At 56.1% G+C, this 26,347-nt stretch carries 30 protein-coding genes and 1 tRNA gene; 20 read left to right on the forward strand and 11 right to left on the reverse strand.

All coding sequences use genetic code 11. The features are described 5' to 3' along the window. The first annotated feature begins 8 nt into the window (after nt 1-8). Together ACA072_RS10440 and ACA072_RS10445 are read left to right on the forward strand one after the other, a co-directional pair. Nucleotides 9-458 (forward strand): hypothetical protein, encoded by a 450-nt coding sequence (locus tag ACA072_RS10440; protein WP_497624218.1) that lies wholly within the window; start codon nt 9-11, stop codon nt 456-458. A 521-nt stretch (nt 459-979) separates the two neighbouring features. After that, nucleotides 980-1,999 (forward strand): HNH endonuclease, encoded by a 1,020-nt coding sequence (locus ACA072_RS10445; RefSeq protein ID WP_497624219.1) that lies wholly within the window; start codon nt 980-982, stop codon nt 1,997-1,999. Nucleotides 2,000-2,532: 533 nt separating this feature from the next. Here the strand turns inward: ACA072_RS10445 and ACA072_RS10450 are convergent. The 3 genes from ACA072_RS10450 to ACA072_RS10460 all read right to left on the reverse strand — a co-directional run bounded on the left by ACA072_RS10450 (nt 2,533) and on the right by ACA072_RS10460 (nt 5,774). After that, nucleotides 2,533-3,390, reverse strand: a complete 858-nt coding sequence (locus ACA072_RS10450) for a hypothetical protein (RefSeq protein ID WP_497624220.1) — start codon at nt 3,388-3,390, stop codon at nt 2,533-2,535. A gap of 101 nt (nt 3,391-3,491) precedes the next feature. After that, on the reverse strand, nt 3,492-4,196 hold the full coding sequence (locus tag ACA072_RS10455) for a hypothetical protein (protein ID WP_497624221.1): 705 nt from the start codon (nt 4,194-4,196) through the stop codon (nt 3,492-3,494). A 621-nt stretch (nt 4,197-4,817) separates the two neighbouring features. Continuing rightward, entirely contained in the window at nt 4,818-5,774 is a 957-nt protein-coding gene (locus tag ACA072_RS10460; RefSeq protein WP_497624222.1) for a tyrosine-type recombinase/integrase, read from the reverse strand. 51 nt (nt 5,775-5,825) lie between these two features. Between ACA072_RS10460 and ACA072_RS10465 the strand changes: the two genes are divergently transcribed. Next, nucleotides 5,826-5,896 (forward strand) — tRNA-Val (locus ACA072_RS10465). Nucleotides 5,897-6,036: 140 nt separating this feature from the next. Beyond that, the gene (locus ACA072_RS10470; RefSeq protein WP_497624223.1) at nt 6,037-6,213 is read left to right on the forward strand and encodes a hypothetical protein; all 177 of its coding nucleotides are present in this window, start codon (nt 6,037-6,039) and stop codon (nt 6,211-6,213) included. 135 nt (nt 6,214-6,348) lie between these two features. On the opposite strand, the gene ACA072_RS10475 is transcribed toward ACA072_RS10470, so the two are convergent. Continuing rightward, complete coding sequence (locus ACA072_RS10475; protein ID WP_497624224.1) at nt 6,349-7,914, reverse strand: methyl-accepting chemotaxis protein; 1,566 nt, start codon at nt 7,912-7,914, stop codon at nt 6,349-6,351. A gap of 184 nt (nt 7,915-8,098) precedes the next feature. Here ACA072_RS10475 and ACA072_RS10480 point away from each other — a divergent pair, with 184 nt between their 5' ends. Further along, nucleotides 8,099-8,293: a hypothetical protein gene (locus tag ACA072_RS10480; protein ID WP_497624225.1), complete on the forward strand. Its 195-nt coding sequence runs from the start codon at nt 8,099-8,101 to the stop codon at nt 8,291-8,293. A gap of 414 nt (nt 8,294-8,707) precedes the next feature. Then, nucleotides 8,708-9,163 (forward strand): DUF2214 family protein, encoded by a 456-nt coding sequence (locus ACA072_RS10485; RefSeq protein WP_497624226.1) that lies wholly within the window; start codon nt 8,708-8,710, stop codon nt 9,161-9,163. A gap of 193 nt (nt 9,164-9,356) precedes the next feature. Here the strand turns inward: ACA072_RS10485 and csrA are convergent, their stop codons facing one another. Further along, nucleotides 9,357-9,551 carry a carbon storage regulator CsrA gene (gene csrA, locus ACA072_RS10490; RefSeq protein ID WP_007938114.1) on the reverse strand — a complete coding sequence of 65 codons (195 nt, stop codon included), beginning with the start codon at nt 9,549-9,551 and terminating at the stop codon, nt 9,357-9,359. 250 nt (nt 9,552-9,801) lie between these two features. Here csrA and ACA072_RS10495 point away from each other — a divergent pair, with 250 nt between their 5' ends. Continuing rightward, complete coding sequence (locus ACA072_RS10495) at nt 9,802-10,167, forward strand: SPOR domain-containing protein (protein WP_497624227.1); 366 nt, start codon at nt 9,802-9,804, stop codon at nt 10,165-10,167. A 101-nt stretch (nt 10,168-10,268) separates the two neighbouring features. Next, nucleotides 10,269-11,180, forward strand: a complete 912-nt coding sequence (locus ACA072_RS10500) for a siderophore-interacting protein (RefSeq protein WP_497624228.1) — start codon at nt 10,269-10,271, stop codon at nt 11,178-11,180. A 55-nt stretch (nt 11,181-11,235) separates the two neighbouring features. Here ACA072_RS10500 and ACA072_RS10505 read toward each other — a convergent pair whose 3' ends face one another. From ACA072_RS10505 to ACA072_RS10515, 3 genes are all read right to left on the reverse strand, one after another. After that, complete coding sequence (locus ACA072_RS10505) at nt 11,236-11,925, reverse strand: endonuclease (protein ID WP_497624229.1); 690 nt, start codon at nt 11,923-11,925, stop codon at nt 11,236-11,238. A 4-nt stretch (nt 11,926-11,929) separates the two neighbouring features. Then, nucleotides 11,930-12,220 carry a DUF1654 domain-containing protein gene (locus ACA072_RS10510; RefSeq protein WP_497624230.1) on the reverse strand — a complete coding sequence of 97 codons (291 nt, stop codon included), beginning with the start codon at nt 12,218-12,220 and terminating at the stop codon, nt 11,930-11,932. Nucleotides 12,221-12,389: 169 nt separating this feature from the next. Then, on the reverse strand, nt 12,390-13,478 hold the full coding sequence (locus tag ACA072_RS10515) for an asparaginase (RefSeq protein ID WP_497624231.1): 1,089 nt from the start codon (nt 13,476-13,478) through the stop codon (nt 12,390-12,392). A 345-nt stretch (nt 13,479-13,823) separates the two neighbouring features. On the opposite strand from ACA072_RS10515, the gene ACA072_RS10520 reads away from it, so the two are divergent. The 8 genes from ACA072_RS10520 (at nt 13,824) to ACA072_RS10555 (ending at nt 21,425) form a co-directional block, all read left to right on the forward strand. Then, a complete protein-coding gene (locus tag ACA072_RS10520) occupies nt 13,824-14,261 on the forward strand; it encodes a hypothetical protein (RefSeq protein WP_497624232.1) in 438 nt (145 codons plus the stop codon). Nucleotides 14,262-14,449: 188 nt separating this feature from the next. Continuing rightward, nucleotides 14,450-15,406 (forward strand): sugar ABC transporter substrate-binding protein, encoded by a 957-nt coding sequence (locus ACA072_RS10525; protein ID WP_497298508.1) that lies wholly within the window; start codon nt 14,450-14,452, stop codon nt 15,404-15,406. Nucleotides 15,407-15,461: 55 nt separating this feature from the next. After that, nucleotides 15,462-17,015, forward strand: a complete 1,554-nt coding sequence (locus ACA072_RS10530; protein ID WP_497624233.1) for a sugar ABC transporter ATP-binding protein — start codon at nt 15,462-15,464, stop codon at nt 17,013-17,015. Continuing rightward, nucleotides 17,012-17,989, forward strand: a complete 978-nt coding sequence (locus ACA072_RS10535; protein ID WP_497624234.1) for an ABC transporter permease — start codon at nt 17,012-17,014, stop codon at nt 17,987-17,989. Before ACA072_RS10530 ends, ACA072_RS10535 begins: the two co-directional genes overlap by 4 nt. A gap of 3 nt (nt 17,990-17,992) precedes the next feature. Continuing rightward, complete coding sequence (locus ACA072_RS10540; protein WP_497624235.1) at nt 17,993-19,012, forward strand: LacI family DNA-binding transcriptional regulator; 1,020 nt, start codon at nt 17,993-17,995, stop codon at nt 19,010-19,012. 24 nt (nt 19,013-19,036) lie between these two features. Then, nucleotides 19,037-19,954 (forward strand): ribokinase, encoded by a 918-nt coding sequence (gene rbsK, locus ACA072_RS10545; RefSeq protein ID WP_497624236.1) that lies wholly within the window; start codon nt 19,037-19,039, stop codon nt 19,952-19,954. Further along, nucleotides 19,951-20,355, forward strand: coding sequence for a D-ribose pyranase (gene rbsD / locus ACA072_RS10550; protein ID WP_497624237.1), 405 nt, complete (start codon nt 19,951-19,953; stop codon nt 20,353-20,355). Before rbsK ends, rbsD begins: the two co-directional genes overlap by 4 nt. A gap of 41 nt (nt 20,356-20,396) precedes the next feature. After that, nucleotides 20,397-21,425, forward strand: coding sequence for a nucleoside hydrolase (locus ACA072_RS10555; protein WP_497624238.1), 1,029 nt, complete (start codon nt 20,397-20,399; stop codon nt 21,423-21,425). A 31-nt stretch (nt 21,426-21,456) separates the two neighbouring features. On the opposite strand, the gene ACA072_RS10560 is transcribed toward ACA072_RS10555, so the two are convergent. Then, nucleotides 21,457-21,669 carry a hypothetical protein gene (locus tag ACA072_RS10560; protein WP_497624239.1) on the reverse strand — a complete coding sequence of 71 codons (213 nt, stop codon included), beginning with the start codon at nt 21,667-21,669 and terminating at the stop codon, nt 21,457-21,459. 132 nt (nt 21,670-21,801) lie between these two features. On the opposite strand from ACA072_RS10560, the gene ACA072_RS10565 reads away from it, so the two are divergent. Both ACA072_RS10565 and ACA072_RS10570 read left to right on the forward strand, forming a co-directional pair. Further along, complete coding sequence (locus tag ACA072_RS10565) at nt 21,802-22,107, forward strand: hypothetical protein (RefSeq protein ID WP_497624240.1); 306 nt, start codon at nt 21,802-21,804, stop codon at nt 22,105-22,107. Nucleotides 22,108-22,274: 167 nt separating this feature from the next. Then, the gene (locus ACA072_RS10570; protein WP_497624241.1) at nt 22,275-22,595 is read left to right on the forward strand and encodes an I78 family peptidase inhibitor; all 321 of its coding nucleotides are present in this window, start codon (nt 22,275-22,277) and stop codon (nt 22,593-22,595) included. 72 nt (nt 22,596-22,667) lie between these two features. Here ACA072_RS10570 and ACA072_RS10575 read toward each other — a convergent pair whose 3' ends face one another. Then, complete coding sequence (locus tag ACA072_RS10575) at nt 22,668-22,880, reverse strand: cold-shock protein (RefSeq protein WP_007905882.1); 213 nt, start codon at nt 22,878-22,880, stop codon at nt 22,668-22,670. A gap of 290 nt (nt 22,881-23,170) precedes the next feature. After that, the gene (locus ACA072_RS10580; RefSeq protein ID WP_497624242.1) at nt 23,171-23,473 is read right to left on the reverse strand and encodes a hypothetical protein; all 303 of its coding nucleotides are present in this window, start codon (nt 23,471-23,473) and stop codon (nt 23,171-23,173) included. A 373-nt stretch (nt 23,474-23,846) separates the two neighbouring features. Here ACA072_RS10580 and thrS point away from each other — a divergent pair, with 373 nt between their 5' ends. Both thrS and infC read left to right on the forward strand, forming a co-directional pair. After that, complete coding sequence (gene thrS / locus ACA072_RS10585; RefSeq protein ID WP_010455934.1) at nt 23,847-25,769, forward strand: threonine--tRNA ligase; 1,923 nt, start codon at nt 23,847-23,849, stop codon at nt 25,767-25,769. Continuing rightward, nucleotides 25,769-26,320, forward strand: a complete 552-nt coding sequence (gene infC / locus ACA072_RS10590) for a translation initiation factor IF-3 (RefSeq protein ID WP_169857083.1) — start codon at nt 25,769-25,771, stop codon at nt 26,318-26,320. Before thrS ends, infC begins: the two co-directional genes overlap by 1 nt. The last annotated feature ends 27 nt before the right edge of the window (nt 26,321-26,347 follow it).

Consider the following 26,347-nt stretch of genomic DNA (forward strand, 5'->3'; position numbering starts at 1 on the left):
TCGCCATCATGGATACTGACTCAAACTACATGGACAAGGAGAACGGGATGAATGGGTGGCAACGGTTGTGGGTGGTGGTGAGCGTGATAACGGCAATCGCGACTACCGGCTTCGGCGTGAAAGAAGTCAGCAGGTCTGGCGATATTCAGGACTACCACGATCAAATGATGATCAGTTATCACGCCAAACTTGGAGATCTCCAGCACCCGAACAAAGACGCCGTTCCGGGAATACTGTATTCAGCTCGAACAAACCACCTCCGTACGGTGGACGAAGTGAAGTTAGCCATTCAACAAGTTGAAGACGACTACCAGGAGGAACTGAACAATCTGCCATTGACTCAAGCCAAACAGATCGCGTTGTTATTTGCCATGTGGCTAGGCGGCTGCCTATCGCTGTACGGGATTGGATTGATCATCATGTGGGTGTACCGAGGCTTCCGCCCTAGGAAGGTGTGACACTCTCCATCGCTACTACTGTTGTGAACTCCCGTTCACAGGCAACACTATTCATAGCTCACGCTGTGTATTAGTCACCGCGACTTGCACCGACGAGATACCGTATAGAGCAGTTGCACAGAGCGGAGCTCTAAACAGCAAACCCCTTCAAACGTTATCCCATCGTAGGCAGCAGCCTTAAAGTTGCAACCGAAAGAGATTGGCGGATGAATTGATATCTATCAATCCGCCCACACCCTTGAACTGCCGTTCAATGCGGGAAACACCGTAGATCTTCTTTATAGGGCTTCTCTTTTTCGTCTTCACGTATGTGCTCCTTCCACACTCCTCGGGACCACCGAAATGCAATGATGGCTGGGCTTCGCCCTTAACATCGCATCAGCCCGCCAGAGGGTCAGAAAATCGCAACGGCTAGTTACATGATCCCAGATGCTGCCTGCCTAGATGGCATCGCTTGAGGTCGTTTGATGATTCGCTGGTATCATCGTCATGATAAGGCATTGGCGTACAGGGAGTAGGGAATGGGCATTGGTCTTGAAACGCTTCGACCAACTGGCAAGTGGATGATCATTGACTGTGTTCAGAGTGCAGGGATAGACGTTAATGAGTGGAGCTTCAGGAAGACGGATGGCCGACCAGTAACCCTGCCTCAATCAAATGGTGGCTACTGTTATGAATGGTCTTTTCGAAGCGCCGACAGAAACATCCTGCTGTTGTGTGTTTGGTGGGAAGGATTGCATGTCGACAGTGAAGGGCGTATTTGCTTTTCAGAAAATCTGAGAGCATATGCCGATACCTTGATCCAGCAGCTTGAAAAAGACCCCAAGAATCGAAATCGAACGATCAAAGACCCACGGATCAATCGTGCGCAGCATTTCAGCACTACAGTCCAGCTAGCCTACATGAACACCACTCCTGTTCGGGTAGTAATCGTGACAGGACCTGTTCGTGAGCGTGAGACGGAAGATGAACGAGCAAAGCATGATCGAGCGACTGGGCGCCAATTGGATGATCAGCCGTGGTTCGTAGAGTCGTTCGAAGAGGAGACAGGGGCGTTCTCTCTGGTTCGTAGTAATCCTGCTCCACTGGGTATTGTTGCTAAAACGGCTGGAGTTGATGAAACTCGAATGCAGCTGGAAGTTGAAGTGGTGAAAGATGCTTCGGTAGTAGATCAATTCACTACTGATGAGCGGCCTGTTACGTATACCTATAATGGTGTGCAGCGGTATCGCGATCCAAGTGTTCGTCGTCGAGTGTTGGAGCGTTCAGGAGGCGTCTGTGAGCTAACCGGGGTTCCCGGCTTCTCCATGAGCAACGGTGGAATCTATCTAGAAACGCATCACATCATTCCTCTTTCAGAGGGTGGCCTTGATACGGTTGAGAATGTCATCGCCCTAACTGCCGATGCTCATCGTCAAGCCCATTTCGGTGTTGGTTGGGTCGAGTTACAAGCGCGCTGCTTAGAGATCGTTGCCGCTCGAATCCAAACACTTCAAATGGTGCCAAAGGGCAGGCTCTCGCACCAAAAATCACCGGGATGACTGGACGTGATTTCAGGCAATAAGCCATAGGCCATAGGCCATAGGCCATAGGCTTTAGTCGTGCAAACCCAAAGCATTATTTTTGAGCGGGATCCACTTCAGCTCCGCTGGTTGGACGCACCGAAAGCGGAAGCTTTCATTTTGATTCAGCTATGGCGTGACCGCCGACATTCCTTCGGATGTACTCCAGTAAGTACACGAGATTTACACAAATTCAGCTCTTCGCTTGTGATCTTGATATTTCTTGATTGTTGGTGCGTAACCGAATGCGTCCGCATTCAGGGGAATCCCGTCATTGGGTGCTGACAGTTATTGCACGTCACCTTCGGTGTAGCAGATCAAGAGCAAGAGCTTGGGTGTGTGTTGATTCCAATTAATTTACTGGTGTGCTGATCCGAAATCGGGACGATGCAGAAACGCTGGTACTGGTGAAAATTCACTCGCGTGTAATTGTGAGCTTCCCGTCCGGTGTCCGACCCTATACATATGGTGGGCGTGAACCGGACAGGTCAGATTTCTACGTGTTAGGTCGCTTATCCCAGCCAACCCTGAGACTCGACATACTCCAGAAACGGATCATTGTACGAGGGTTCTGGAAAGTACTCGTCTCGTGAGCCCTTAGCTTGTGGGCCGCTCATGTCTGAAACACCATCCAATGAGTTGGTCACGGCAGTCGTTCGCACAAGCAGTTTGGCGACTGGTTCCGCACCAAGCCCGCTAACGATCTTAAGAATATGCATTCGAGCAGCATATGCCTGTTTACGTCGTGCCAAGTCGGCATCTTCACTGTCTTCTGCGGCACGAGTTCCATGAAGTTCCATGAACTGATTGACGCACTCATCTATCCTGCACATCAAATTGAGTGCAGAGTTTTCGAGGAAAAGACGGCTTCCGGTTGGCGCCGTTTCATCTACCCAGTCCATTACGAAGATGACGTTTGAGTGCTCCTTGGACGCACGCTGTCGCACCCTTTCTTTGACTCGCTTGATCACGGCTGCGTCGAAACTGCTGTAATAACACCCTTCAGAAGTATCCCATTTACAACCATATTCTTGATGCAGGATGCCGCGAAGCTCGTGGTCTTTGATTCCTTGAGGGCGAGTCGCGAGGTCATAAATTCGACTCACGGATTTATCAAAGGGCGTAGATATTCCCATTGGCACATCTTTGGTCAGAGCTTTGACTTTGCGTTCAGGCAGTCCTGTGGCTTTCACAATTTTGGCAATGGATAGGCCGTCCCGTCGCAGCTGCACAACCTGCTCTTCGGTCGTCGGTGCATCAAGGAGGTGGCCAGAATCCGATTTTGTTGGGGGCGGTACGACTCCAGCTACAGTAGCCAACTCGTCATTGGATGAGGTGGGGATCAAATTCAGAACAAATGGGTGTGGCATGGATGGTTCTCCTGTATTCAAGTTCATTTCATAGGCGTGTGCCTCGTTAGTAGTGGTTGCCGCAGGCGTCGGCCTGCGGTGGTGCTTGGGTGGGACTTGAATCAGTCCCGAATGTGACGGGAGCAGGTTCGAAGTCGTTTGATCACGCGGGCATCAAGTTTTGATTCGTAGCTATCTGCCAACTGATTGCAGTACGCCTGATGGGCCGACTGGTATGCTCTGAAAGCTTCAGTGATGTCATGGAATTTCCCCAGTGCAACAGGCTTGCCGTGCATCGAAAGCACAGACACAAATCCGACTCCGGCTGGCGCCACTGACACTCCGATAGGCAGTATCCCTCGACGACTTCGGGTGTCCCTGAAAATCTGATTGATCAGCTTCGGAACTACCGAGCAATGCTCTGGTGAGTACTCTGGGTTCAGTTGGTCCAGAATGTCTTTGTCCAGCTCCGCATCAGCCTCAAAGGCATATGGCTGCACGGAGTACCAAGCTGCGAACTCCTGATAGTCGTGCCATTTCCGGCAAACGCGGCATCCAACGTACGCGGGTTTCTCGGGACCATAGTTCCGCCGAATCATGTTTGCCCACGTCTTGTACGGAGTTCCTTTTCCGGATTTGAAGTAGGGGAGCCCCAATGCTTTGCGTCGGCGGTAAGAGTTGTAGCCAACGCCATAGGACAACCGCTCATCCTTCGGTGGTGCGAAGAGTGGAAGCTCCTCCCCAAGACTGTAATCAAGGTGGATTCCAGCGACGCTGGGTAGCACGTAAATGGTTCGGGTGACGTCATAGATGCTGTGTTGTTGCATGGTGTAGCTCCGTTCAGTTAAAAAATGGGCATAAAAAAACCGACACATTGGTCGGCATCGGGCTCGTCATTCTTCTCACTACGGAGGAGCAGGAACTCAGCTATTCGATGTCGTCGACCTCAATGTTGATGTTGCTTCGATTGCGTTTGTCATGGGGCTTCTCATGATCTGCTGTGACCGTCAGGCGGTGGTCAGCCGAAATTCAGGCGTTAAAAAACCTCCTGCGGTTTCGTGCATTTTCAGCACTGGCCACGTAGAGGTTTCTCGGCGATCTGTTCTGCCCGCTGTGGCAGATGCGTATAGTTTCACAACTACGTGCCGCTTGTCAAGGAGTTGTTGCGGCAGGCGCTCAGATGTGGTTGTAACTTTGTTCCGGAAGCGAATCATTTCAGAGCCCCATAGCGCCGTGCCATTTTGCATAAACCAGTTTCCAGCGGAGTGGAAGCGCCCTGCTTAGTCCAGACCGCCATGTAAGCCCGTAAACACTGGGCTGAACGACAGTTGTTCCTCAGGGTATGACGAATCCAGTGCAGGTTATGCTTGGGTTTATCGATGGTTTCTAACGAGTTTTCGGGGTCGCCAACCTTTCAGTTAATCGAGGCTGGCGGCCGATCCGGTTGGTCAATCAATAAGGTGCAGAACATCCCTGACATTCAAATGGGAGTACCGGGCAACGGATCGTGTATCTCGGTGGCCTGAGACGATCATGATTTGTGCGTTGTTGAAGCCCTTCTTGGCGACATTGGTGATTCTGGTGTGCCTGAGCTGGTGCAGCCGGACACTACTGTCTAAGCCAGCCTTGACTCGTGCCAATCGCACTGCCTGAGATACGGCGTGTGGAGTGACAGTGAATAGCAGTCCATTTGGGTGGCGTTCTACAGTGGCCCACAGGTGGGCCAGCTCAAGAATCTGAACGGCTCGGTGGGTGAGGGGAACTGATCGTGTACCGTTCTTCCCGTCGATCACATCGGCAATACGATCTTTGAGGTGCAGGCAGTCCTTGGTCAGCTTCAGGATTTCAGACCGTCTCATCGCAGTCTCATATGCCAACTCAATGATGGGTTTCATGGTGGGAGATAACTTTGCCAGCAGTCGCTCAAGCTCGGTTGCACTGATCACCTTGTCAGAAGACCGGTCTGGCCTCGGTAGTGCGATATCAGCTACAGGGTTGTGAATGTCGATCAGCAAGCCGCGTTTTGCGAATCGGTAGAACCGCGACATGAAGGCGAGTTGAATTCTGCATGTGGCTGGCTTCACCTTCTTCAATCTCATGATCTTGAAGTCGTTGATCATCTGGGGCGTGATTTCGTGAATGGGTAGCGTGAAGTGTCTGCCCAGATGCTCCACGATTTTCAGTGCGTGGTCGTAGCTGCCTTTTCCCTTGAGCATCGTTTCGCAGTAAGTCATGCCCAGCGTGTAAATGGTGTGGTGCTTGCGATCCATCGTCACAGCTTCAACCTGGCTCGCCCATGACTCTGCTTCAGCTTTGGTGCTGAAGGTTTTCGACTGTGGAGATTTACCCTTTACCCGTACCTGAGCATTCCAGTTGCCGGACGGAAGTAAGCGGAAATTGGCCATTTTTGACGCCTCATAATGTGAATGGGCGTTCTGTGAAACCCTTGAGCACCAAGGCTTGCAGCTTGCTCAAGCAGACCTTGACATGGTGGGGGTCGTTGGTTCGAGTCCAATCGCGCCTACCAAACAAAATCCGCTCTGCTGGGCGGTCTAGAAGGGCTCACCGAAAGGTGGGCCCTTTTTTGTTGTCTGGTGTTTAGCAATTCCCGGCACTCACCGACAGACGGTATAGTCCGGTCGGCGAAATTCTAAAGGAGATATTGCTATGGATAAGGCATTTCGAAATCCGATGTTTTTAACCGGCATCCCGCTGGCAATCTGTGGATTCAGCTTTGGCTTGACCGGTCTATTGAGCGAAGCGACGTTCAGTTACATGGCGCCCGGGCTGCTCATTCCAGGGCTCGCTTTTATGTTGATCGGCTGGATGCAGAGGAATAAGTGAGCTTTTCGGCCGTACTGCAGTTGCCAATGCGCTGACGCCAAAGCCGATTCGGAGAAATCATCAGGTTACTGTCTTAAAAGCAGGATTGATCATCCTGCTTTTTCTATTTCGCTCCCGGATCAGTCAGAGCAGGGGTTATCGGTTAAAGCGCTCAACCAGCGAATACTGGGTTTTAGCCGTCTGTGTCAATTCCTTGGTCACCTCGGCGGAATGCCTGGCTTGCTCAGACGTCTGATCGGCGAGGGTTGCGATGGTGGTGATGTTGCGACTGATTTCCTCTGCGACGGCCGATTGCTCTTCAGTCGCGGCCGCTATCTGGGTTGTCATATCCGTGATGTTGGCGACGGCTTCACTGATACCGATCAGGGCCTTGTCGGCCTCCAGCACCCACGCAACCCCTTCCTCGGCCTGACGCTGGCCGCTTTCCATAGTCTTCACGGCATTGTTTGAAGAGACCTGTAGCTTGGAAATCAGGCCGTGAATCTGGGTAGTCGACTCAGTTGTGCGCTGTGCCAATTGGCGCACTTCGTCCGCGACGACCGCGAAACCTCGGCCCATTTCTCCTGCGCGTGCAGCTTCAATTGCAGCATTCAGCGCTAACAAGTTGGTTTGATCGGCAATGCCTTTGATCACATCGACGACCGTCCCGATTTCGTTACTGTCTTTAGCCAGTTGCGCGACGGTCTGGCCTGTCTCGCCTACCACATTGGAGAGGCGCTGAATGGCGTCGCGCGTGTCACGGGCGACGTCGCGTCCACGGCCTGTCAGCACGTTGGCTTCTTGGGTGGCGTCGGCGGTGCGCTGGACATGGCTTGCGACTTCCTGGGTGGTCGCTGCCATCTGATTGACGGCGGCCGATACCTGCTCGGTCTCGATGCGTTGGCGATCAAGTCCACGGGAACTGTCGGAGGCGAGCGCATCCGATCTCCCGGCCAGCCCGGTGAGCTGCTCTGCGGTGTCTTGTAACCGTGTCAGGCAAGTCTTGAGGCGTGATGCCTGGCTCACGAAGGCCGTTTCAAGGCGTGCCTGATGACCCCGCTCGTCGCTATACATTTGCGCGATCAGTTGGTCGGAAGTGGAAGCCTCTGCCATTTCCAGCAGATGCAGCGAACCGCGCTTTTGCCGGCGCGAAGCAATCAGGCCCATTGGAGCCGATACCCCTACAGCTACCAATGTTGCCAAGGGAGGACTGAGGAAAACACCGCCCAAAGTACCCACTAAACCCATGGCCAGGAACGGCAGCCAGTCCATCAAGGCGGGTTGCCATTTGTCGCTGCCGGGAACTGCCGACTTGCCCAGGCTGATTCGTTTATAGAGGGCCTCGGCGCGGCGGATTTGTTCGATGCTCGGTTTTACCCGGACCGACTCAAAACCAACGACCTGGCTACCTTCAAAAACGGGTGTGACGTAGGCGTTGACCCAGTAGTGGTCGCCGTTCCTGGAGCGGTTCTTGACGATGCCCATCCAAGGTTTGCCTTGTTTGAGGGCGCTCCACATATGGGCAAATATGGCGGACGGTACGTCAGGATGACGAACGATGTTTTGAGGCGCGCCAATCAGATCTGACTTGTTGAAACCGCTGATTTCTACGAAGGCGTCGTTGCAGTAAGTAATGACCCCTCGTGAGTCCGTTGTCGAGATGAGTTTCTGTTGAGGTCCAAGGGCAACCTCGCGTTGTGTGACGGGTTGATTATTTCTCATCTGTGTTGCTCCTATGCCCTGAGCCAGAGACATCGGCAAGAATTTGCAAAAGGTTAACGAGTTCTTGGAAATGAACCTGTCGTGCGTCGGAAATGTCGGCGCGCTTGCTCTGCTCTTCAGCTGCTGAGCTTGTTTGCGATTCAGGCGTAAGATAGCGGTGCTACCTCACCAAAAGGAGCCGCATATGATCGCCGACCAAATGAACAAACAGGCGTCTGAGAGCAAGGCTGTTTGGGATCAATACTTCTGCGCTGCCTTGATTGCGGAAAGCAACCTGACGGCCCCGGTTGTAGGAGGGGCTACTCACGAGGACAGGCAAAATCTGTTGATTGAAAGAGCCAAGGCGCTCGCTGACAAAATGATGGAAAGCAGAAAATAACCGTAGCCCAGCCCTCGTGCTGGGCTCTCTGTTTGGCGCTCTGAGAAAAAGTCAGTTGCGACACAGGTCTTTGCAGGTTTGTTCAAGTTCCACAAAAATAGTGTGGATATTTAACCACTTATGAAATTTATTAACCGAACGGTCCTCAAAATATATTGTTACAACTGTCGGTTTTAGGTAAGATTGCTTCGCGTTCACCACCACGGTTTATGCATTTTTAAGTCCCAAGCTTCCATCAGCTGCTTGGGATTTTTTTTTGCCTGAAATTTGTCCCCCGACGTTCAAGCGTCCTTTGTGCGGCTCCCGCTGTTCCTCCTCTATCCCGAAAACACCGTCTCCAACGCAAGCGCGTTCCTTTTTTTTAGACTACTACTGACTGGCCAAACTCAAACTCAGTCTGATGGGAGTCTATCGATGCTGGTTCATTGGTCGCTTGCGGCAATTCACCTGCTGGCTTTTGCCTTGGGGTTCTGGGCGGTACTGACGCGGGGCACGGCATTCAGCTGTCTGGCAGCCGGAGCGGGGGAGGCTCGTCGTGTGTTGATGGCCGATAACCTGTGGGGTGTTTCTGCCGTTCTCCTCCTGATCACCGGTGGGATGCGGGCCTTTGGCGGGTACGAAAAAGGTACTGACTACTACCTTCACCAGCCCTTGTTCCATCTCAAGATGACGCTGTTCGTTCTGATCCTGCTGCTTGAAGTGGCGCCAATGATCACGCTGATCAAATGGCGGATCGCACTGAGCCGTGGCGCGGCGATCGACACCGGGCGCGCGAAGCTGTTTGCACGGATCAGTCATGTCGAAGGGCTACTGGTGTTGCTGATGGTCGTGGCTGCCACGGGCATGGCGCGCGGCGTAACGTTTGGTTAGCCGGGTCTGATCGCGTTCTTCCTCGGGATTAATCCGAAACGTCTGACAGTCAGGGCAGGGGACGTGCAGTTAATATCGGCTTCACGTTTTGGCAGGAAGGGGCGAACGGATGAACAGATGGCGACACGACGCTTGAATCTTTAGCCAGCCGTTGTCCGGGGCTGAACGGGCTGGCTACTGACTGCAACAGGATTCAGGGAGTTTGTGGCTTGTCTGGGGCGGTCAGGCCAGCCTGAATGCGTTGGTAGATTTCTTCGCGATGCACTGCGACGTCTTTCGGCGCGTTGATGCCGATGCGGACTTGTTGACCGCTCACGCCCAGAATGGTGATCGTAATGTCGTCACCGATATTTATGCTTTCACCGACTTTGCGGGTGAGTATCAGCATGGTCTTCTCCTTGATTGCTTTGTAGGGCACCTGATTCGAACAGTGCAGAGGTCGGTGGTATGTATAGATTAGTGCGAAGTCTCACGGTTTGGGTGCCTCTTTCTGACGCGCAGATGCTGCATTAATTCCCAAGGCGTAACTATACAGAGGCCGCAACCATCATTCTCGTTGTTTTGCTCCCATTTTGCGGCACTCGGGAAGTATTCATGAATGGTAAAATCGCCGCTTTCAGCATTCAGAGGGACACGTTGTGCGCAAAATGGTCTTGGTAATCGCGGTACTGGCGTTGGTTGGGTGCGATCAAGGTAAGGGCGTTGACGCTCAAAAGCCGAAGCCGGCAGTCGTTTCCGCACCGGCGGCAGCCACCGGGCCGCAATGGGATCTCGAAGTGCGAGGCGAAACGCCACAGGCTGTCAGCGACCTGAGCGGCTGGCTGATCGAACACAGCTTTATGTCCAGCGTCGTCAAGGAAAACGGCAAGACCCGGATTCTGCTCGGTCCATTCAATTCGAAAGTCGAGGCTGAAGCCAAGCAGGCCGAGGTAGCTGCAGCGATTACCCGGGCGAAGAAGCAGAACATCGAACTGCTGGTGCTTGAGCGTGCCGTCGCCCAGTAACAGCCCTTTTCCCGCAAGCCTTTTGTCGAAGCCCCTTAAAGGGGATCCACATTGACTCGTCTCTTAGCGTAGTCACTGTCGATTCCCAGAAGGAGCTCTCCATGGCCTCCGCCACCCCTTACAAAATCTTCGACGCGGTCCTGGCACACAAAAAGACCCTCAGCCCGCATTTGATGCGCGTGACCCTGACCGGTCCGATGGTCAACGAAATGGCCACCTGGGCGCCGGATCAGCGGGTAAAGCTGTTCTTTCCAGCTGAAGATGGGTCGCCGGCCAGGCTGGCTCATGACCAGCATTGGTATGCGCGCTACCGTTCAATGCCGGCCGCCCAGCGTCCGGCGATGCGTACTTACACCATTCGACATTTGCGGGCCGAGCAGGGCGAAGTGGACATCGACTTCGTATTGCACGGTGAAACCGGTCCCGCCTCCCGTTGGGCAATACAAGCAGTAGCAGGCGAGCCTATCCAGATCGTCGCACCTGATCGTCAGTTTTCAGCGCAAGACGCGGGAGGCTTCGAATGGAAGCCGCCTCACAGGCTCAAGCAACTGTTGCTGGTGGCCGACGCCACTGCATTGCCCGCCGCTCTCGGTATCCTGGACGAGATGGCCGTCCTGGCTGAGCCGCCGATGACTCAGGCATTTTTCGAGGTGGACAGCGCAGAAGACGCATTGCCGATTCCTGAGTGGCCAGGTCTGTCGGTGCAGTGGCTGGTCCGGGATCACTCCAGCGGCAAGACAGCGGGTGAGCTGATGGTTGAAGCGGTCCGTCAGGCGGATCTGCCGGTCACTTCTTCGCAGGCTCATGAAGCAGTGGAGCTGACGGAAGTCGATGTCGACGAAGAGATTCTCTGGGAAACCTCCGACTCGACCGGTAATGGTTTCTACGGCTGGGTCGCCGGAGAAACGGTGGCCGTGATGAGCCTGCGCAAACACTTGATCAAGGAGCGCGGCATCGCTCGGGAGTCACTCAATCTGATGGGCTACTGGCGCTACAACAAAAGCGGCGGCTAGAAACGAAAAAGGCCTCGGGTATAACCACCCGAGGCCTTTTTGTTTTTCGCGTCGATCAACCGCAGGCTTTCATGTCCACGGGCCCGACAAACTCGTTGCCGCGACCCATCACGCACGCCACGCTCTGGTTGCGCTGGCGTTCCCAGGCTTCGACCGGATAGGTCTTGTTCCACGCGTCGTACAGTTGGCGATCCTGTTTCGACAGGCGCAAACCGTACTGTTTGCTCATGTAGAAATACGTCCGGGCGATCATGCCGCGAATGGAAGGGCGGGGCATGACCTTCTTCGCCTTAAAGTCGACCTGGGTCAGGCACGAGCCATATTGACCTGATTGCACCGGCAGCCAACCGAAACTGAAGTTGCTGCGATCGCCATTCACCTCGCCGATGCTCGGCACCAGGTTGTGCAAGTCAGCCTCGGCCTTTTGATAGGTCGGATCGTAGCGCGTGCAGTTCTTGCGCCCGCCTTCTTGCCAGCACTGACGCTGATGGCCGATCTGCCAGGCCGGCACAATGTGTTCCCACTCGATGCGGGAAGCGCGCTTGGCGTTCTTGCGCGGCACATACCCACACGCCGCGAGATTAACCTTGTTTCCGGTGTATTTGCAGCCGCAGTAGAACTCGGTGGATTGCGGCGCGTAGAGCTTCCAGGCGACTTTCTTGGCTTCGTTGAAGGTGCGTGGGGCGCCAGCCTGGGCGCCGAGGGTGATGAACAGAAACAGCAAAGCAAACCAGCGGACACTCATTGCCTCAATCTTCCTTCGGCACTACCCAGAAAATCTGCACACCGCCATCGTCGCGATAGGCGAGGGTGACGTTGTCGTTCTCATCGATTTCTTCGAGCAATTGCTCCCACTCATCCACAGGTTCGTCCGGTAGACGGAATATCAGTGCGGCTTTGGCTTTCTGAGCGGTGGGAGAATTGATGATTTTCTGAACGCGAATGCCCATGCGTTGATAGGCGTCAGGAGAGGCAGAGGGGGTAGCCACGGAATTATCCTTATTAAGCTGTACGTGCATACAGTATTTAACTGTAAGCATTTTCGCAACTGCTTAAAATTCAAGAAAATCCTCTGACAGCAGTTTTTTCCGTTTGGTGTAGGAAGAAGGGAAAAATTTTATCGGAATATCGGAAGGGGCGTAAACCACTCGCCAAGGCTGGCGAGTGGTGATTGCAGTGCCCGGCCGGACACGGTCGGGCGAGGGTGAATCAGTATTCCCAGAACATCCGCTGCAGCTCTTTGCTGTCGTTGGTCTTGGTCAGCGCGACCATGGCCAGGATGCGGGCTTTCTGCGGGTTCAGGTCATGTGCCACGACCCAGTCGTACTTGTCGTCAGGCTGTTCGGCGTTACGCAGGACGAAACCACCGGCATTGACGTGGGACGAGCGAATGATTTGCACGCCGTCCTTGCGCAGGGCTTGCAGGGCAGGGACCACGCGCGAGGAGACCGAACCGTTGCCGGTGCCAGCATGGATGATCGCTTTGGCGCCGGACTGAGCCAGGGCCTTGTAGGCCGTGTCGCTGACATTGCCGTAGGAATAGGCGATTTCGACGTCAGGCAGGCTCTTGATGTTCTTGATGTCGAATTCCGAATCCATGGTGTGACGCTTGGCCGGCAGGCGGAACCAGTAGGATTTGCCTTCAACCACCATGCCGAGCGGGCCCCAGGCACTTTTGAACGCCTCGGTCTTGATGTTGATCATTTTGCTGACGTCGCGACCCGACTGGATCTCATCGTTCATGGTCACCAGCACGCCTTTACCGCGAGCGTCTTTGCTGCTGGCGACGGCGACGGCGTTGTACAGGTTCAGCATGCCGTCAGCCGACATTGCAGTGCCCGGGCGCATGGAGCCGACGACGATGATTGGCTTGTCGGTTTTTTCCACCAGGTTCAGGAAGTAGGCAGTTTCTTCCAGGGTGTCGGTGCCGTGGGTGATCACGATGCCATCGACGTCTTTGCTGTCGGCCAGTTCAGCGACGCGACGACCCAGTTGCAGCAGGTTTTCGTTGGTGATGCTTTCCGAGGCGATCTGCATGACCTGTTCGCCGCGAACGTTGGCCAGTTGGCTGAGCTCCGGAACCCCGGCGATCAGTTGCTCGATACCGACTTTTGCCGCCTGATAGGTCGCGCTGTTAGCGGCGCTCGCGCCGGCGCCGGCAATGGTGCCGCCGGTGGCGAGGATCACCACGTTGGCCAGTTTCTGTTGGGTTTCGACTTCTTTTGCCTGAAGAGCGGTAGGCAGGAGCAGCAGGAGGGCCAAAGCGCCCGGAATAAAGGTGTTGAAGGCAGATTTCATTATTTTCTCTCTAGTAGTGAGACGGTGCTGATGCAAGTTCATCTAGATACGCCCCAGGCAGATCTGAACGCCTGGGGTGTAGGTAAAGAGCAGGATCTGTACCAGCCCTACGTTGAATGAGAAAAACTTTTAACATGATGATTTATATCAATATTTCTCCAATGGATTACCAGCGTTAAACAAACTCGTGTCCGGGTTTCCGAATAAGTTGAGGTTTCGCGTTCGGCTCTCCGAAAAGGCCTACGACTTCTGGTGAAGACATCGCCTTGCCAGAAAGAAAATCAGTGCTAAAGAAACTCGCGCACAGGTCGATGCCCCTTCAAGGATTTTTTTTCGGGAGTTCACATGTCTTTTTTTGTCGGTTTTCCAAATGCGGGTGCAGTCAATATCGGAGGCAAGACCCCGTCAACGATCAATGCCTTGAGCGAAGCGACGGAAGAGACGTCGACGCAACTGACTGGAAAAGAAGAGAATCAGGTCAGAACCGGTGGTGCTACTCAGGCCGAAAGCAAATCCGAGAGCAAAAGCAGCCAAAGTATTGCGGTGCAGGTGCTGCTCAAGCGCATGCAGGAACTGCAACAACAATTGCGCGAACAACAGCAGCAATTGGCGGCCGCTCAGGCAGCGTCCTACCCAACCGAGGAAGCAAAAACCACCGCTGTCATGTCGATCCAGGGGCAGATCGCCGAGACCAATGGCGCATTGGCCCAGGTGGCGGGCAATCTGGTGAAAGAATTGGCCAAAGACTCCAGCACTGGTGCTCTGGTCAGCACGACCGCGTGACGTGCAGGGTTGGTTTATGCCAATCGAGACACAAAACAGGTCGTTGACAAATCACAGCAGGGTTCGCATAGTTCGGTCTACGCAAACGTTTGCGCGCTGTCTTTGATGGCTCGGTCCATTGACGGACGCAATGAAGCTTACGCCAGCGCAAGCGTTGCTCACAATAATCATAAGATCGGAGTGAACCCATGAAGCTGCCATTCGCTGGACGTCTTCTTGCTGTCGCTATGCTGGCCGCTGCATCCGCCGCGCTGCCTGTCTCTTCGGCTTTCGCCGAGACGCCTGAAAAACCCAAAGTCGCGTTGGTCATGAAATCCCTGGCCAACGAGTTCTTCCTGACCATGGAAGACGGCGCCAAGGCGTATCAAAAAGACCATTCCGGCGATTTCGAACTGATCTCCAACGGCATCAAGGACGAAACGGATACCGCTGGCCAGACGCGCATCGTCGAGCAAATGATTCTGGCCAAGGTCAATGCGCTGGTTATCGCCCCGGCCGACTCCAAGGCCATGGTTCCGGTGATCAAGAAAGCCATCGATGCCGGTATCACCGTGATCAACATCGATAACCAGCTGGACCCGGCCGTGGTCAAAAGCAAGAACATCACCGTCCCGTTCGTAGGCCCGGATAACCGCAAAGGCGCGCGTCTGGTCGGCGAGTACCTGGCCAAGCAACTGAAGGCCGGTGACGAAGTCGGCATCATTGAAGGCGTGTCCACCACCACCAACGCCCAGGCCCGCACCGCTGGCTTCAAAGACGCGATGGAAGCGGCGCAGATCAAGGTCGTCTCGTTGCAGTCCGGTGACTGGGAGATCGACAAGGGCAACAAGGTTGCCGCCTCCATCCTCAGCGAGTACCCGGATGTCAAAGCGCTGCTGGCCGGTAACGACAGCATGGCCGTTGGTGCGGTTTCTGCCGTGCGTGCGGCAGGCAAGGCCGGCAAGGTGCAAGTGGTCGGTTACGACAACATCAACGCCATCAAGCCAATGTTGAAAGACGGCCGGGTCCTGGCGACCGCTGACCAGTTTGCGGCGAAGCAAGCCGTGTTCGGTATCGAGACTGCGCTGAAAATCATCAAGGGCGAGAAGGTCGACAGCGGCGCCAACGGCGTGATCGAAACTCCGGTAGAGCTGGTCACCAAGTAACCCTTCTGGCGACACAACGGTGCTCGCCCGTCCGGGCGAGCGCATGGAGAGTTTTATGTCAGTTTCCGCCCCGAACGCTGTCCTCTCGGTCAGCGGCATCGGCAAGACCTACGCCCAACCTGTCCTGACCGGCATTGACCTGACGCTGATGCGCGGTGAAGTGCTGGCGCTGACCGGCGAGAACGGCGCCGGCAAAAGCACGCTGTCGAAAATCATTGGCGGGCTGGTCACACCGACCACCGGCCACATGCAGTTTCAGGGGCAGGATTACCGCCCCGGCAGCCGTACCCAGGCCGAAGACCTGGGCATCCGCATGGTCATGCAAGAACTCAATCTATTGCCGACCCTGTCGGTGGCGGAAAACCTGTTTCTCGACAATCTGCCGAGCAATGGTGGCTGGATCAGCCGCAAGCAACTGCGCAAAGCCGCGATCGAGGCCATGGCCCAGGTCGGGCTCGACGCGATCGACCCGGACACCCTGGTCGGCGAACTCGGCATCGGCCACCAACAAATGGTCGAGATCGCGCGCAACCTGATCGGTGATTGTCATGTGCTGATCCTCGACGAGCCGACCGCGATGCTGACCGCCCGCGAAGTCGAAATGTTGTTCGAACAAATCACCCGCCTGCAAGCGCGCGGCGTGTCGATTATCTACATTTCCCACCGCCTCGAAGAGTTGGCGCGAGTGGCCCAGCGCATTGCGGTACTGCGCGACGGCAATCTGGTCTGCGTCGAGCCGATGGCCAATTACAACAGCGAGCAACTGGTCACCCTGATGGTTGGCCGTGAACTCGGCGAACACATTGACCTGGGCCCGCGCAAGATTGGCGCTCCCGCGTTGACGGTCAAAGGGCTGACCCGCTCGGACAAAGTGCGCGACGTGTCCTTTGAAGTCCGCGCCGGTGAGATCTACGGAATTTCCGGACTGATCGGGGCAGGGCGGACCGAGTTGCTGCGCCTGATCTTCGGTGCCGACACCGCGGACAGCGGCACTGTCGCACTGGGTTCGCCGGCTCAAGTGGTGAGTATTCGTTCGCCGGCCGATGCGGTCGGTCATGGCATCGCCCTGATCACCGAGGACCGCAAAGGCGAAGGCTTGCTGCTGACCCAGTCGATCAGCGCCAACATCGCGCTGGGCAACATGCCGGTGATTTCCAGTGGTGGCATCGTCAACAACGCTGACGAAATGTCCCTGGCCCAGCGTCAGATCGACGCCATGCGCATCCGCAGTTCGAGCCCGACGCAACTGGTCTCCGAGCTGTCGGGGGGCAACCAGCAGAAGGTCGTGATCGGCCGTTGGCTGGAGCGTGACTGTTCGGTGATGCTGTTCGATGAGCCGACCCGTGGCATCGATGTCGGCGCCAAGTTCGACATCTATGCACTGCTCGGTGAGCTGACCCGACAGGGCAAAGCGCTGGTGGTGGTGTCCAGCGACCTGCGTGAACTGATGCTGATCTGCGACCGGATCGGTGTGTTGTCGGCGGGGCGCCTGATCGAGACCTTCGAGCGCGACAGCTGGACTCAGGATGATTTGCTTGCCGCCGCGTTCGCCGGCTACCAAAAACGTGATGCGTTGCTCAACGAAGCAGCGCCTAGGGACCTTTCATGAAAACTGCATCTTCCGCCGGCAAACGTAGTGGCAATTTCTACGGCCTGGGCACCTATCTGGGCCTGGCCGGTGCCTTGCTGGCGATGGTCGCGCTGTTCTCGGTGTTGAGCAGCCATTTCCTGTCTTACGACACGTTCAGCACCCTGGCCAACCAGATTCCCGATTTGATGGTGCTGGCGGTCGGCATGACGTTCGTGTTGATCATCGGCGGTATTGACCTGTCGGTCGGCTCGGTCCTGGCGCTCGCGGCGTCGGCTGTCAGCGTGGCGATTCTCGGCTGGGGCTGGAGCGTCCTGCCTGCAGCGCTGCTCGGGATGGCAATTGCGGCATTGGCCGGGACTATCACCGGATCGATCACCGTGGCGTGGCGAATTCCATCGTTTATCGTGTCCCTCGGCGTGCTGGAAATGGCCCGCGGCGTGGCGTATCAGATGACCGGTTCGCGCACGGCTTATATCGGTGACGCCTTCGCCTGGCTGTCCAACCCGATCGCCTTTGGCATCTCGCCGTCGTTCATCATTGCCTTGCTGATCATCATCGTCGCTCAGGCCGTGTTGACCCGTACCGTGTTTGGTCGGTACCTGATCGGCATCGGCACCAACGAAGAAGCGGTGCGTCTGGCAGGGATCAATCCAAAACCCTACAAGATCCTGGTATTCAGTCTGATGGGGCTGCTGGCCGGGATTGCCGCGCTGTTCCAGATTTCCCGTCTGGAAGCGGCGGACCCGAATGCCGGTTCCGGGCTGGAGCTGCAAGTGATCGCTGCGGTGGTGATCGGTGGCACCAGTCTGATGGGTGGCCGTGGTTCGGTGATCAGCACGTTCTTCGGGGTTCTGATTATTTCCGTATTGGCGGCGGGCCTGGCGCAGATCGGCGCGACCGAGCCAACCAAACGCATCATCACCGGCGCAGTGATCGTGGTGGCGGTGGTGCTTGATACTTATCGCAGTCAGCGCGCAAGCCGGCGGACCTGAGTCATGGCAACGATCAAGGATGTAGCGGCACTCGCGGGGATTTCCTACACCACGGTTTCCCACGTGGTGAACAAGACCCGGCCGGTCAGTGAAGTGGTGCGAAAAAAAGTCGAGGAGGCGATCAAAACCCTGGACTACGTGCCGAGCGCCGTGGCCCGTTCATTGAAAGCCAAGACCACGGCGACCATCGGTTTACTGGTGCCTAACAGCCTCAACCCGTACTTCGCCGAGCTGGCCCGTGGCATCGAGGATTATTGCGAGCGTAACGGCTATTGCGTGATCCTCTGCAACTCCGACGACAACCCGGACAAACAACGCAGCTACCTGCGCGTGTTGCTGGAAAAACGCATCGACGGATTGATCGTGGCCTCGGCCGGTGGCGACGCGGGGCTGGCAGAAGGTCTCGCGGGCGTGCGCACGCCGATGGTGATCGTCGACCGCGGTCTGGCAGGTGTGAATGCCGACCTGGTGCGCATCGATCACGAATATGGCGCCTATTTGGCCACCCGGCATCTGCTGGAGCTTGGCCATCGGGACATCGCCACCATTGGCGGCCCGGCGGGCACCAGCGTGGCGCAGATGCGTCTGGCCGGTTATTGCCGTGCCTTGAAAGAGGCGGGCGTCGAAGTGCATCCCGAGCGCATGCTGGAAAGCGACTTCACCAGCACCGGCGGTTACAACGCCGCCGCGATTCTGTTGGAAAAGAACCCGCCCAGCGCGATCTTCGCCGGCAACGACATGATCGGTATCGGCGTGCTGCGAGCGGCAGCCGAGCGCAATGTGCGTGTACCCACCGAACTGTCGGTAATCGGCTTCGACGATATCCAGATGAGCCGTTATGTCTACCCGGCGCTGACCACCGTGGGCCAGTCGATCCTGCAACTCGGTGAAATGGCGGCCGAGGTTCTGTTACGCCGGATCGCAAAACCCGACATGGCCACCGATCAACGGATCGTGACGCCCAGTATTGTCCTGCGAGAATCGACTGCGCCGCTCGCCGGTGTGTTCGATGAATACCGCTGAAACCGAATTGACGAGTAGTGATGTATGCCAGCAAAAGTAGTGGTGATAGGCAGCCTGAACATGGACCTGGTGACCCGGGCTCCACGGCTGCCCCGTGGCGGTGAGACGCTGATCGGCGAGTCGTTTGCCACGGTTTCCGGCGGCAAGGGCGCGAACCAGGCGGTCGCTGCGGCGCGGCTGGGGGCGCAGGTGTCGATGGTCGGTTGTGTCGGCAGCGATGCTTATGGGGACGAATTGCGCGGGGCGCTGCTGGCCGAGCAGATCGACTGCCAGGCCGTCAGCACGGTCGAGGGTTCCAGTGGCGTGGCCTTGATTGTGGTCGATGACAATAGCCAGAACGCAATCGTGATCGTCGCCGGTGCCAACGGTGCGCTGACGCCGCAAGTCATCGACCAGTTCGATGCGGTATTGCAGGCGGCGGACGTGATCATTTGTCAGCTGGAAGTGCCGGATGCCACGGTGGGCCATGCCCTCAAGCGCGGCCGAGAGCTGGGCAAAATCGTCATCCTCAACCCGGCGCCGGCCAGTCGCCCGCTGCCGGAGGATTGGTATGCGTCCATCGATTACCTGATTCCCAATGAAAGCGAGGCCTCGGCCCTCAGTGGTTTGCCGGTGGACTCCCTTGCGTCCGCCGAAACCGCAGCAACCCGCTTGATCGCATTGGGCGCCGCAAAGGTCATCATCACCCTGGGTGCTCAAGGATCACTGTTCACCAACGGTACAGGCTTCGAGCATTTCCCTGCGCCGAAGGTGAAGGCTGTCGATACCACGGCGGCTGGCGACACTTTTGTCGGCGGGTTTGCCGCTGCGCTGGCATCCGGCAAAACCGAAGCTGAAGCGATCCGTTTCGGTCAGGTTGCTGCGGCGCTGTCGGTCACCCGTGCCGGCGCGCAACCCTCGATTCCTACCTTGTCCGATGTACAGGCGTTCAAAGCACCATGAAAAAGACACCCTTGCTCAACGTCGCACTGTCGCGGCTGATCGCATCCCTGGGTCACGGCGATATTGTCGTGATCGGCGATGCCGGCCTGCCGGTCCCGCCGGGCGTCGAACTGATCGACCTGGCCCTGACTCAGGGCATTCCGGATTTCGTCAGCACCTTGAAGGTTGTACTCAGCGAAATGCAGGTTGAGCGCCATGTGCTGGCCCGGGAGATTCTGGATAAACAACCGCCTGCCTTGAGCTCGCTGGATGAGCTGAACGCCAAAGGCGCGCTGGGCCAGCGTGAGCTGCTCAGCCATGACCAATTCAAAGTCCTCAGCCGACAGGCACGAGCGATTGTTCGTACCGGCGAATGCGCGCCGTACTGCAACATCGTGCTGGTATCGGGGGTGACGTTCTAGCGCTACACACATTTTGTTTCCCCACGCACAAGGAGTGCGATATGCACCGCTATGCTCAAAAACTGCACCACCTGCTCCGGAGTCTGCTGCTTTTGTCCCTGATTACTGCAACGAGCGCCCAGGCGGCGGAAAAGATCGATTTGATCATCGACACCGATCCCGGTGCCGATGACGTAGTCGCCTTGCTGTTCGCGTTGGCATCGCCGGAGGAGTTGAACATTCGAGCGCTGACCACCGTTGCTGGCAACGTGCGGCTGGACAAGACTTCGCGAAACGCGCGACTGGCCCGTGAGTGGGCGGGGCGCGAGGAGGTGCCGGTCTACGCGGGCGCACCGAAACCGATGATGCGCACGCCGATCTATGCCGAGAACATCCATGGCAAGGAAGGCTTGTCGGGCGTTACCGTGCACGAACCGAAGAAAGGCCTGGCCGAAGGCAATGCGGTCAATTACCTGATCGACACCTTGAAGGGCGCCAAGCCCCACAGCATCACCATCGCCATGCTCGGTCCACAGACCAACCTGGCCCTGGCGCTGATCCAGGAGCCTGAAATCGTTCAGGGCATCAAGGAAGTGGTGATCATGGGGGGCGCGCATTTCAACGGCGGCAACATCACCCCGGTGGCCGAGTTCAACCTGTTCGCCGATCCGCAGGCTGCGGAAGTGGTGCTCAAAAGCGGCGTGAAGCTGACGTATCTGCCGCTGGACGTGACTCACAAGATTCTCACCAGTGACGCGCGCCTGAAGCAGATCGCAGCGATCAACAACAATGCCAGCAAGCTGGTGGGCGATATTCTCAATGAGTACGTCAAAGGCGACATGGAGCACTACGGTATTCCGGGTGGCCCGGTGCATGACGCCACCGTCATCGCTTACCTGCTCAAGCCTGAATTGTTCACTGGTCGTTCGGTCAACGTGGTCGTTGATAGCCGTGAAGGCCCGACCTTCGGTCAAACCATCGTCGACTGGTATGACGGCCTGAAAGCGCCGAAGAACGCTTTCTGGGTGGAAAGCGGCGATGCTCAGGGTTTCTTCGACCTGCTGACCCAGCGTCTGGCTCGCCTGAAGTAAGCCATGCACCCGCAGGTGCCAGCCTGCGGGTTTACGCCCGCTCGTTCTCTGTCAGGCCCATATAGTCGGCGGGATATTTCTCGAATATCTGCGCGATGAATTTACTGGCCGCTTCGGTTCCCAGTTCCTTGACCAATAGATCGATGCCAATGATTGCGAACTCTTCCGGGCTGCCCGGGCTGTAAGAGCTGTGACCCTGCGGCCACTTGACGGTGATGTTGGCGTCGATGCTTATGGTGGACATGATGGCGCTCGTGAAGTCGGGAAAGTCTGAGTGCCGAGTTAACCATTTTGCGCAGCGTTTGGCACTCCGACTTAGGCATGAGAGGAGGGCTATGCGACACTTGGTCTTTGACGGATTTTCAAGGACCGCGCTGTGCAGATCGATTTGAACTCCCCTGAAGGCTTGACCCTGGAGGCGGTGCGCCAGCTGCTGGCTTCTGCCAGTGACGACGAACACACGCAGTTGCGGGTAACCAAGGGCGGCATTGCCTATATTTCATCGGGCGTCGTGGGCGGCACCGATATCAGCGGGCTGCTGTTTCGCCTGGAGACGTGGGCCAAGGGTTCCGGTTATGTAGGATTGGTTGCGGCCAGTGACGAGGTCTGGGTCATGCAGATCTTCAATGCGTTGAAAGAGAACTGGCCGAACCCGCCGTTCGATTACATCGATGTCTATTGAGGGTTGTTCATATTCAGTCACGATTGAGTGATGAACGACAGTGCGAGGCTCAGGCAAACTCGCCGCTCGTACGGTTCGACGGCAGGGTGATGTCACTCACCTTGAAACCAAATGCCGGATTGGCGGTCGCAAGATCTCAGCTTAACAATTGGAAAAAAGGAGGCTTCATGCCTTGGAAGTTCGCGTCATTGGGTACATTGTTCGCCGTCACTCTGCTGGCTGGTTGCAGCAGTACGTCCACCGAATCGGCAGCAGACCCTGTAGCGACGACTGACACTGGCCACAGCCGTTGCGAGGCAAAGGCTGCCGAATTCGCCATCGGCAAACCGGCTTCGCCCGCATTGCTGGAGCAGGCGCGTACCCGCGCAGGTGCACAGAACGCACGTTTCCTGTCGCCGAACGATATGGTGACCCTGGAGTACCGCTCCGATCGCCTGAACCTGAACACCGATGCCAGTCGGGTGGTCACCCGCGTCAACTGCGGCTGATCGCTTCAGGCTTTTGCTTCGCCCATAAAAAACCCCGTCACATGGACGGGGTTTTTTTAGTGCGGCTGAAAATTACTCAGCGCGGACTTGTGCAGCTTGCATACCCTTTTGGCCTTTCTCAGCCACGAAGGAAACGGTTTGGCCTTCTTTCAGGCTTTTGAAACCGTCGCTTTCGATAGCTTTGAAGTGTACGAACAGGTCGTCACCGCCACCTTGAGGAGTGATGAAGCCGAAGCCTTTTTCATCGTTGAACCATTTAACGGTGCCGGTTTGGCGATTAGACATGGTGTATCTCCAAGAAACATATATTTTCAGTAGTGCTGTGCTGCTCAGGCCAACTGGGCACACCGGGGTATCATAGTCGAAATGTTCGCTTTGGGAGCCCCCCGGACGTGCTGTTTGCCCTACAGTCGCGTTCCGTTTGCTGCTTGATGTAGCTGAAAGCCCCGTTTTACAAGGCTTTCAGCCGAAAGTAAAGACGATAAAAAAACCTGTAAAACCTGCATAAATCGTACGAAAAAGCTCAAATGCAGCGCTTTTTATCAGCGATAAGCTGAGTCAAAAGGACTTTTTTGTCACTTTTTTGCTGGTACATCGGCCTTGCATTTGGCGATCTGTCCCAGTGCTTTCTGTTGCAATTGCGGGTTGGCCTTGTTGTCCATCAATGCCTGGATATCGCCAGCCGGATACGATTTGATCGCATCAGCACCACAAGCGCAGTGAGCCTTCGCTGCGGCAGCACCAATCTGCGGGGTCGCAGCCTGTGTGCATTGAGCCATGTATTTATCGCGCTCGCCCTTGGGCCAATCGGCGTGGGCGGCCAGTGGCAGCAGCAGAACGATGGGGGCGACGACGGCGAACAAACGATTCAGACGCATGCTGGGATGCTCCTTGTGGGTCAATGTCTTGTTATCTGAGGGGTAAAGCGGGGTTCAAGTTCAGCACTCTGGCATAAATTGCATGATTTGCCCCGGCATAAAGCCTCGTTGCATCGACGACCGTTCATCTGTGCTAGCATGCCTCGCTCGGGCGTTTGCAGGCTCCGGATCACCTTCAGTCCCGGTAGCGGCAGGTGCGCGAATAACCCTGATTTGAATCCCAGTCACTCTGGTTCGGTTTTCCGGTTGGCCGCAAGGCTCCTGCCGCTGTAAGGCAGGCGTTCGTCATTGAATGGCCTGGATCGGATCTTGTACTGGCTCATCCCAACCCACGTGACCTTTGGTAGGGGTCACCACTAGGAGAGGAGGCGCCATGCCAACTATTACTCTTCCCGACGGCAGTCAACGTTCATTCGATCACCCGGTTTCCGTAGCCGAGGTCGCCGCATCCATTGGTGCAGGTCTGGCCAAGGCCACCGTGGCCGGCAAGGTCAATGGCAAGCTGGTCGACGCCAGCGACATCATCGACAGCGATTCCACGCTGCAAATCATTACGCCAAAGGATGAAGAGGGGCTGGAGATCATTCGCCACTCTTGCGCCCACCTGGTTGGCCATGCGGTCAAGCAGCTGTACCCGACGGCCAAGATGGTCATCGGTCCGGTCATCGACGAAGGCTTCTATTACGACATCGCCTTCGAGCGTCCATTTACTCCGGACGACCTGGCTGCCATCGAACAGCGCATGCAGCAGCTGATCGAAAAAGATTACGACGTGATCAAGAAAGTCACTCCGCGCGCCGAAGTGATCGAAGTGTTCAAGGCCCGTGGCGAAGACTACAAGCTGCGCCTGGTCGAGGACATGCCGAACGAACAGGCCATGGGCCTGTACTATCACGAAGAATACGTCGACATGTGCCGCGGTCCGCACGTGCCGAACACGCGTTTCCTGAAATCCTTCAAACTGACCAAGTTGTCCGGCGCCTACTGGCGTGGCGACGCCAAAAACGAGCAATTGCAGCGCGTTTACGGCACCGCATGGGCGGACAAGAAGCAGCTGGCAGCTTACATCCAGCGCATCGAAGAAGCTGAAAAGCGCGATCACCGCAAGATTGGCAAGCGCCTGGGCCTGTTCCACACCCAGGAAGAGTCGCCGGGCATGGTGTTCTGGCACCCGAACGGCTGGACTTTGTACCAGGTGCTCGAGCAATACATGCGCAAGGTTCAGCGCGACAACGGCTATCTGGAGATCAAGACTCCGCAAGTCGTTGACCGCAGCCTGTGGGAGAAGTCCGGGCACTGGGCCAACTACGCCGACAACATGTTCACCACGCAGTCGGAAAACCGCGACTACGCGATCAAGCCAATGAACTGCCCTTGCCACGTGCAAGTGTTCAATCAGGGCCTGAAAAGCTACCGCGAATTGCCGATGCGCCTGGCCGAATTCGGTGCTTGCCACCGTAACGAGCCATCGGGTGCGCTGCACGGCATCATGCGCGTGCGTGCGTTCACTCAGGACGACGCCCACATCTTCTGCACTGAAGAGCAGATGCAGGCCGAATCCGCTGCGTTCATCAAGCTGACCATGGACGTTTACGCCGACTTCGGCTTCAAAGACGTCGAGATGAAGCTGTCCACTCGTCCGGAAAAACGCGTCGGTTCCGACGAATTGTGGGATCGCGCCGAAGCTGCACTGGCTGCAGCCCTTGATAGCGCTGGCTTGCCGTACGATTTGCAGCCGGGCGAGGGTGCATTCTACGGTCCGAAAATCGAATTCTCGCTGAAAGATTGCCTCGGCCGAGTCTGGCAGTGTGGTACCCTTCAGCTCGATTTTAACCTGCCTGTCCGTCTGGGAGCCGAATACGTCTCTGAAGACAACAGTCGCAAGCATCCGGTTATGTTGCACCGGGCGATCCTTGGATCCTTCGAACGTTTCGTCGGAATCCTGATCGAGCACTACGAGGGTGCATTCCCTGCGTGGCTGGCTCCGACCCAGGCAGTGATCATGAATATCACTGACAAACAGGCCGATTTTGCCGCCGAGGTTGAAAAAACCCTCAACGAAAGCGGATTTCGTGCCAAGTCTGACTTGAGAAATGAAAAGATCGGCTTTAAAATCCGCGAGCATACTTTGCTCAAGGTTCCTTATCTCTTGGTTATCGGAGATCGGGAAGTCGAGATGCAGACTGTCGCTGTGCGTACTCGTGAAGGTGCTGACCTGGGCTCGATGCCCGTCGCCCAGTTCGCTGAGTTTCTCGCGCAAGCGGTTTCCCGGCGTGGTCGCCCAGATTCGGAGTAATTACTATTAAGCGTGAAATGAGACAAGATAAACGAGCTGCACCGAAAGCCCCGATCAACGAGAATATCTCGGCACGCGAGGTTCGGTTAATTGGGGCTGAAGGTGAACAGCTTGGGATTGTGTCAATTGAAGACGCGCTTCTTAAGGCTGAAGAGGCCAAGCTGGATCTGGTGGAAATTTCCGCCGATGCAGTACCCCCTGTTTGCAAACTGATGGACTACGGCAAATCGATCTTCGAAAAGAAGAAGCAGATTGCCGCGGCCAAGAAAAACCAGAAGCAGATCCAGGTTAAAGAAATCAAGTTTCGTCCAGGGACGGAGGAAGGGGATTACCAGGTAAAACTGCGCAACCTGGTACGTTTCCTGAGTGATGGGGACAGGGCCAAGGTATCCTTGCGATTCCGCGGCCGTGAGATGGCCCACCAGGAGCTGGGGATGGAACTCCTCAAGCGAGTTGAAGGTGACTTGCTCGAGTACGGTTCGGTCGAACAGCATCCTAAGATGGAAGGACGCCAGCTGATCATGGTCATCGCCCCGAAAAAGAAGAAGTAATCAATAGGGCACGGCAGGCCTTCTGAT

The organism is Pseudomonas sp. LBUM1656 (assembly GCF_059716065.1).

What these genes read in the sequence shown, in the direction of transcription:
- ACA072_RS10440 (WP_497624218.1), top strand. Translation starts at nt 9, where the DNA reads ATGGATACTGACTCAAACTACATGGACAAGGAGAACGGGATGAATGGG.
- ACA072_RS10445 (WP_497624219.1), top strand. Translation starts at nt 980, where the DNA reads ATGGGCATTGGTCTTGAAACGCTTCGACCAACTGGCAAGTGGATGATC.
- ACA072_RS10450 (WP_497624220.1), bottom strand. Translation starts at nt 3,390, where the DNA reads ATGCCACACCCATTTGTTCTGAATTTGATCCCCACCTCATCCAATGAC.
- ACA072_RS10455 (WP_497624221.1), bottom strand. Translation starts at nt 4,196, where the DNA reads ATGCAACAACACAGCATCTATGACGTCACCCGAACCATTTACGTGCTA.
- ACA072_RS10460 (WP_497624222.1), bottom strand. Translation starts at nt 5,774, where the DNA reads ATGGCCAATTTCCGCTTACTTCCGTCCGGCAACTGGAATGCTCAGGTA.
- ACA072_RS10470 (WP_497624223.1), top strand. Translation starts at nt 6,037, where the DNA reads ATGGATAAGGCATTTCGAAATCCGATGTTTTTAACCGGCATCCCGCTG.
- ACA072_RS10475 (WP_497624224.1), bottom strand. Translation starts at nt 7,914, where the DNA reads ATGAGAAATAATCAACCCGTCACACAACGCGAGGTTGCCCTTGGACCT.
- ACA072_RS10480 (WP_497624225.1), top strand. Translation starts at nt 8,099, where the DNA reads ATGATCGCCGACCAAATGAACAAACAGGCGTCTGAGAGCAAGGCTGTT.
- ACA072_RS10485 (WP_497624226.1), top strand. Translation starts at nt 8,708, where the DNA reads ATGCTGGTTCATTGGTCGCTTGCGGCAATTCACCTGCTGGCTTTTGCC.
- csrA (WP_007938114.1), bottom strand. Translation starts at nt 9,551, where the DNA reads ATGCTGATACTCACCCGCAAAGTCGGTGAAAGCATAAATATCGGTGAC.
- ACA072_RS10500 (WP_497624228.1), top strand. Translation starts at nt 10,269, where the DNA reads ATGGCCTCCGCCACCCCTTACAAAATCTTCGACGCGGTCCTGGCACAC.
- ACA072_RS10505 (WP_497624229.1), bottom strand. Translation starts at nt 11,925, where the DNA reads ATGAGTGTCCGCTGGTTTGCTTTGCTGTTTCTGTTCATCACCCTCGGC.
- ACA072_RS10510 (WP_497624230.1), bottom strand. Translation starts at nt 12,220, where the DNA reads ATGCTTACAGTTAAATACTGTATGCACGTACAGCTTAATAAGGATAAT.
- ACA072_RS10515 (WP_497624231.1), bottom strand. Translation starts at nt 13,478, where the DNA reads ATGAAATCTGCCTTCAACACCTTTATTCCGGGCGCTTTGGCCCTCCTG.
- ACA072_RS10520 (WP_497624232.1), top strand. Translation starts at nt 13,824, where the DNA reads ATGTCTTTTTTTGTCGGTTTTCCAAATGCGGGTGCAGTCAATATCGGA.
- ACA072_RS10525 (WP_497298508.1), top strand. Translation starts at nt 14,450, where the DNA reads ATGAAGCTGCCATTCGCTGGACGTCTTCTTGCTGTCGCTATGCTGGCC.
- ACA072_RS10530 (WP_497624233.1), top strand. Translation starts at nt 15,462, where the DNA reads ATGTCAGTTTCCGCCCCGAACGCTGTCCTCTCGGTCAGCGGCATCGGC.
- ACA072_RS10535 (WP_497624234.1), top strand. Translation starts at nt 17,012, where the DNA reads ATGAAAACTGCATCTTCCGCCGGCAAACGTAGTGGCAATTTCTACGGC.
- ACA072_RS10540 (WP_497624235.1), top strand. Translation starts at nt 17,993, where the DNA reads ATGGCAACGATCAAGGATGTAGCGGCACTCGCGGGGATTTCCTACACC.
- rbsK (WP_497624236.1), top strand. Translation starts at nt 19,037, where the DNA reads ATGCCAGCAAAAGTAGTGGTGATAGGCAGCCTGAACATGGACCTGGTG.
- rbsD (WP_497624237.1), top strand. Translation starts at nt 19,951, where the DNA reads ATGAAAAAGACACCCTTGCTCAACGTCGCACTGTCGCGGCTGATCGCA.
- ACA072_RS10555 (WP_497624238.1), top strand. Translation starts at nt 20,397, where the DNA reads ATGCACCGCTATGCTCAAAAACTGCACCACCTGCTCCGGAGTCTGCTG.
- ACA072_RS10560 (WP_497624239.1), bottom strand. Translation starts at nt 21,669, where the DNA reads ATGTCCACCATAAGCATCGACGCCAACATCACCGTCAAGTGGCCGCAG.
- ACA072_RS10570 (WP_497624241.1), top strand. Translation starts at nt 22,275, where the DNA reads ATGCCTTGGAAGTTCGCGTCATTGGGTACATTGTTCGCCGTCACTCTG.
- ACA072_RS10575 (WP_007905882.1), bottom strand. Translation starts at nt 22,880, where the DNA reads ATGTCTAATCGCCAAACCGGCACCGTTAAATGGTTCAACGATGAAAAA.
- ACA072_RS10580 (WP_497624242.1), bottom strand. Translation starts at nt 23,473, where the DNA reads ATGCGTCTGAATCGTTTGTTCGCCGTCGTCGCCCCCATCGTTCTGCTG.
- thrS (WP_010455934.1), top strand. Translation starts at nt 23,847, where the DNA reads ATGCCAACTATTACTCTTCCCGACGGCAGTCAACGTTCATTCGATCAC.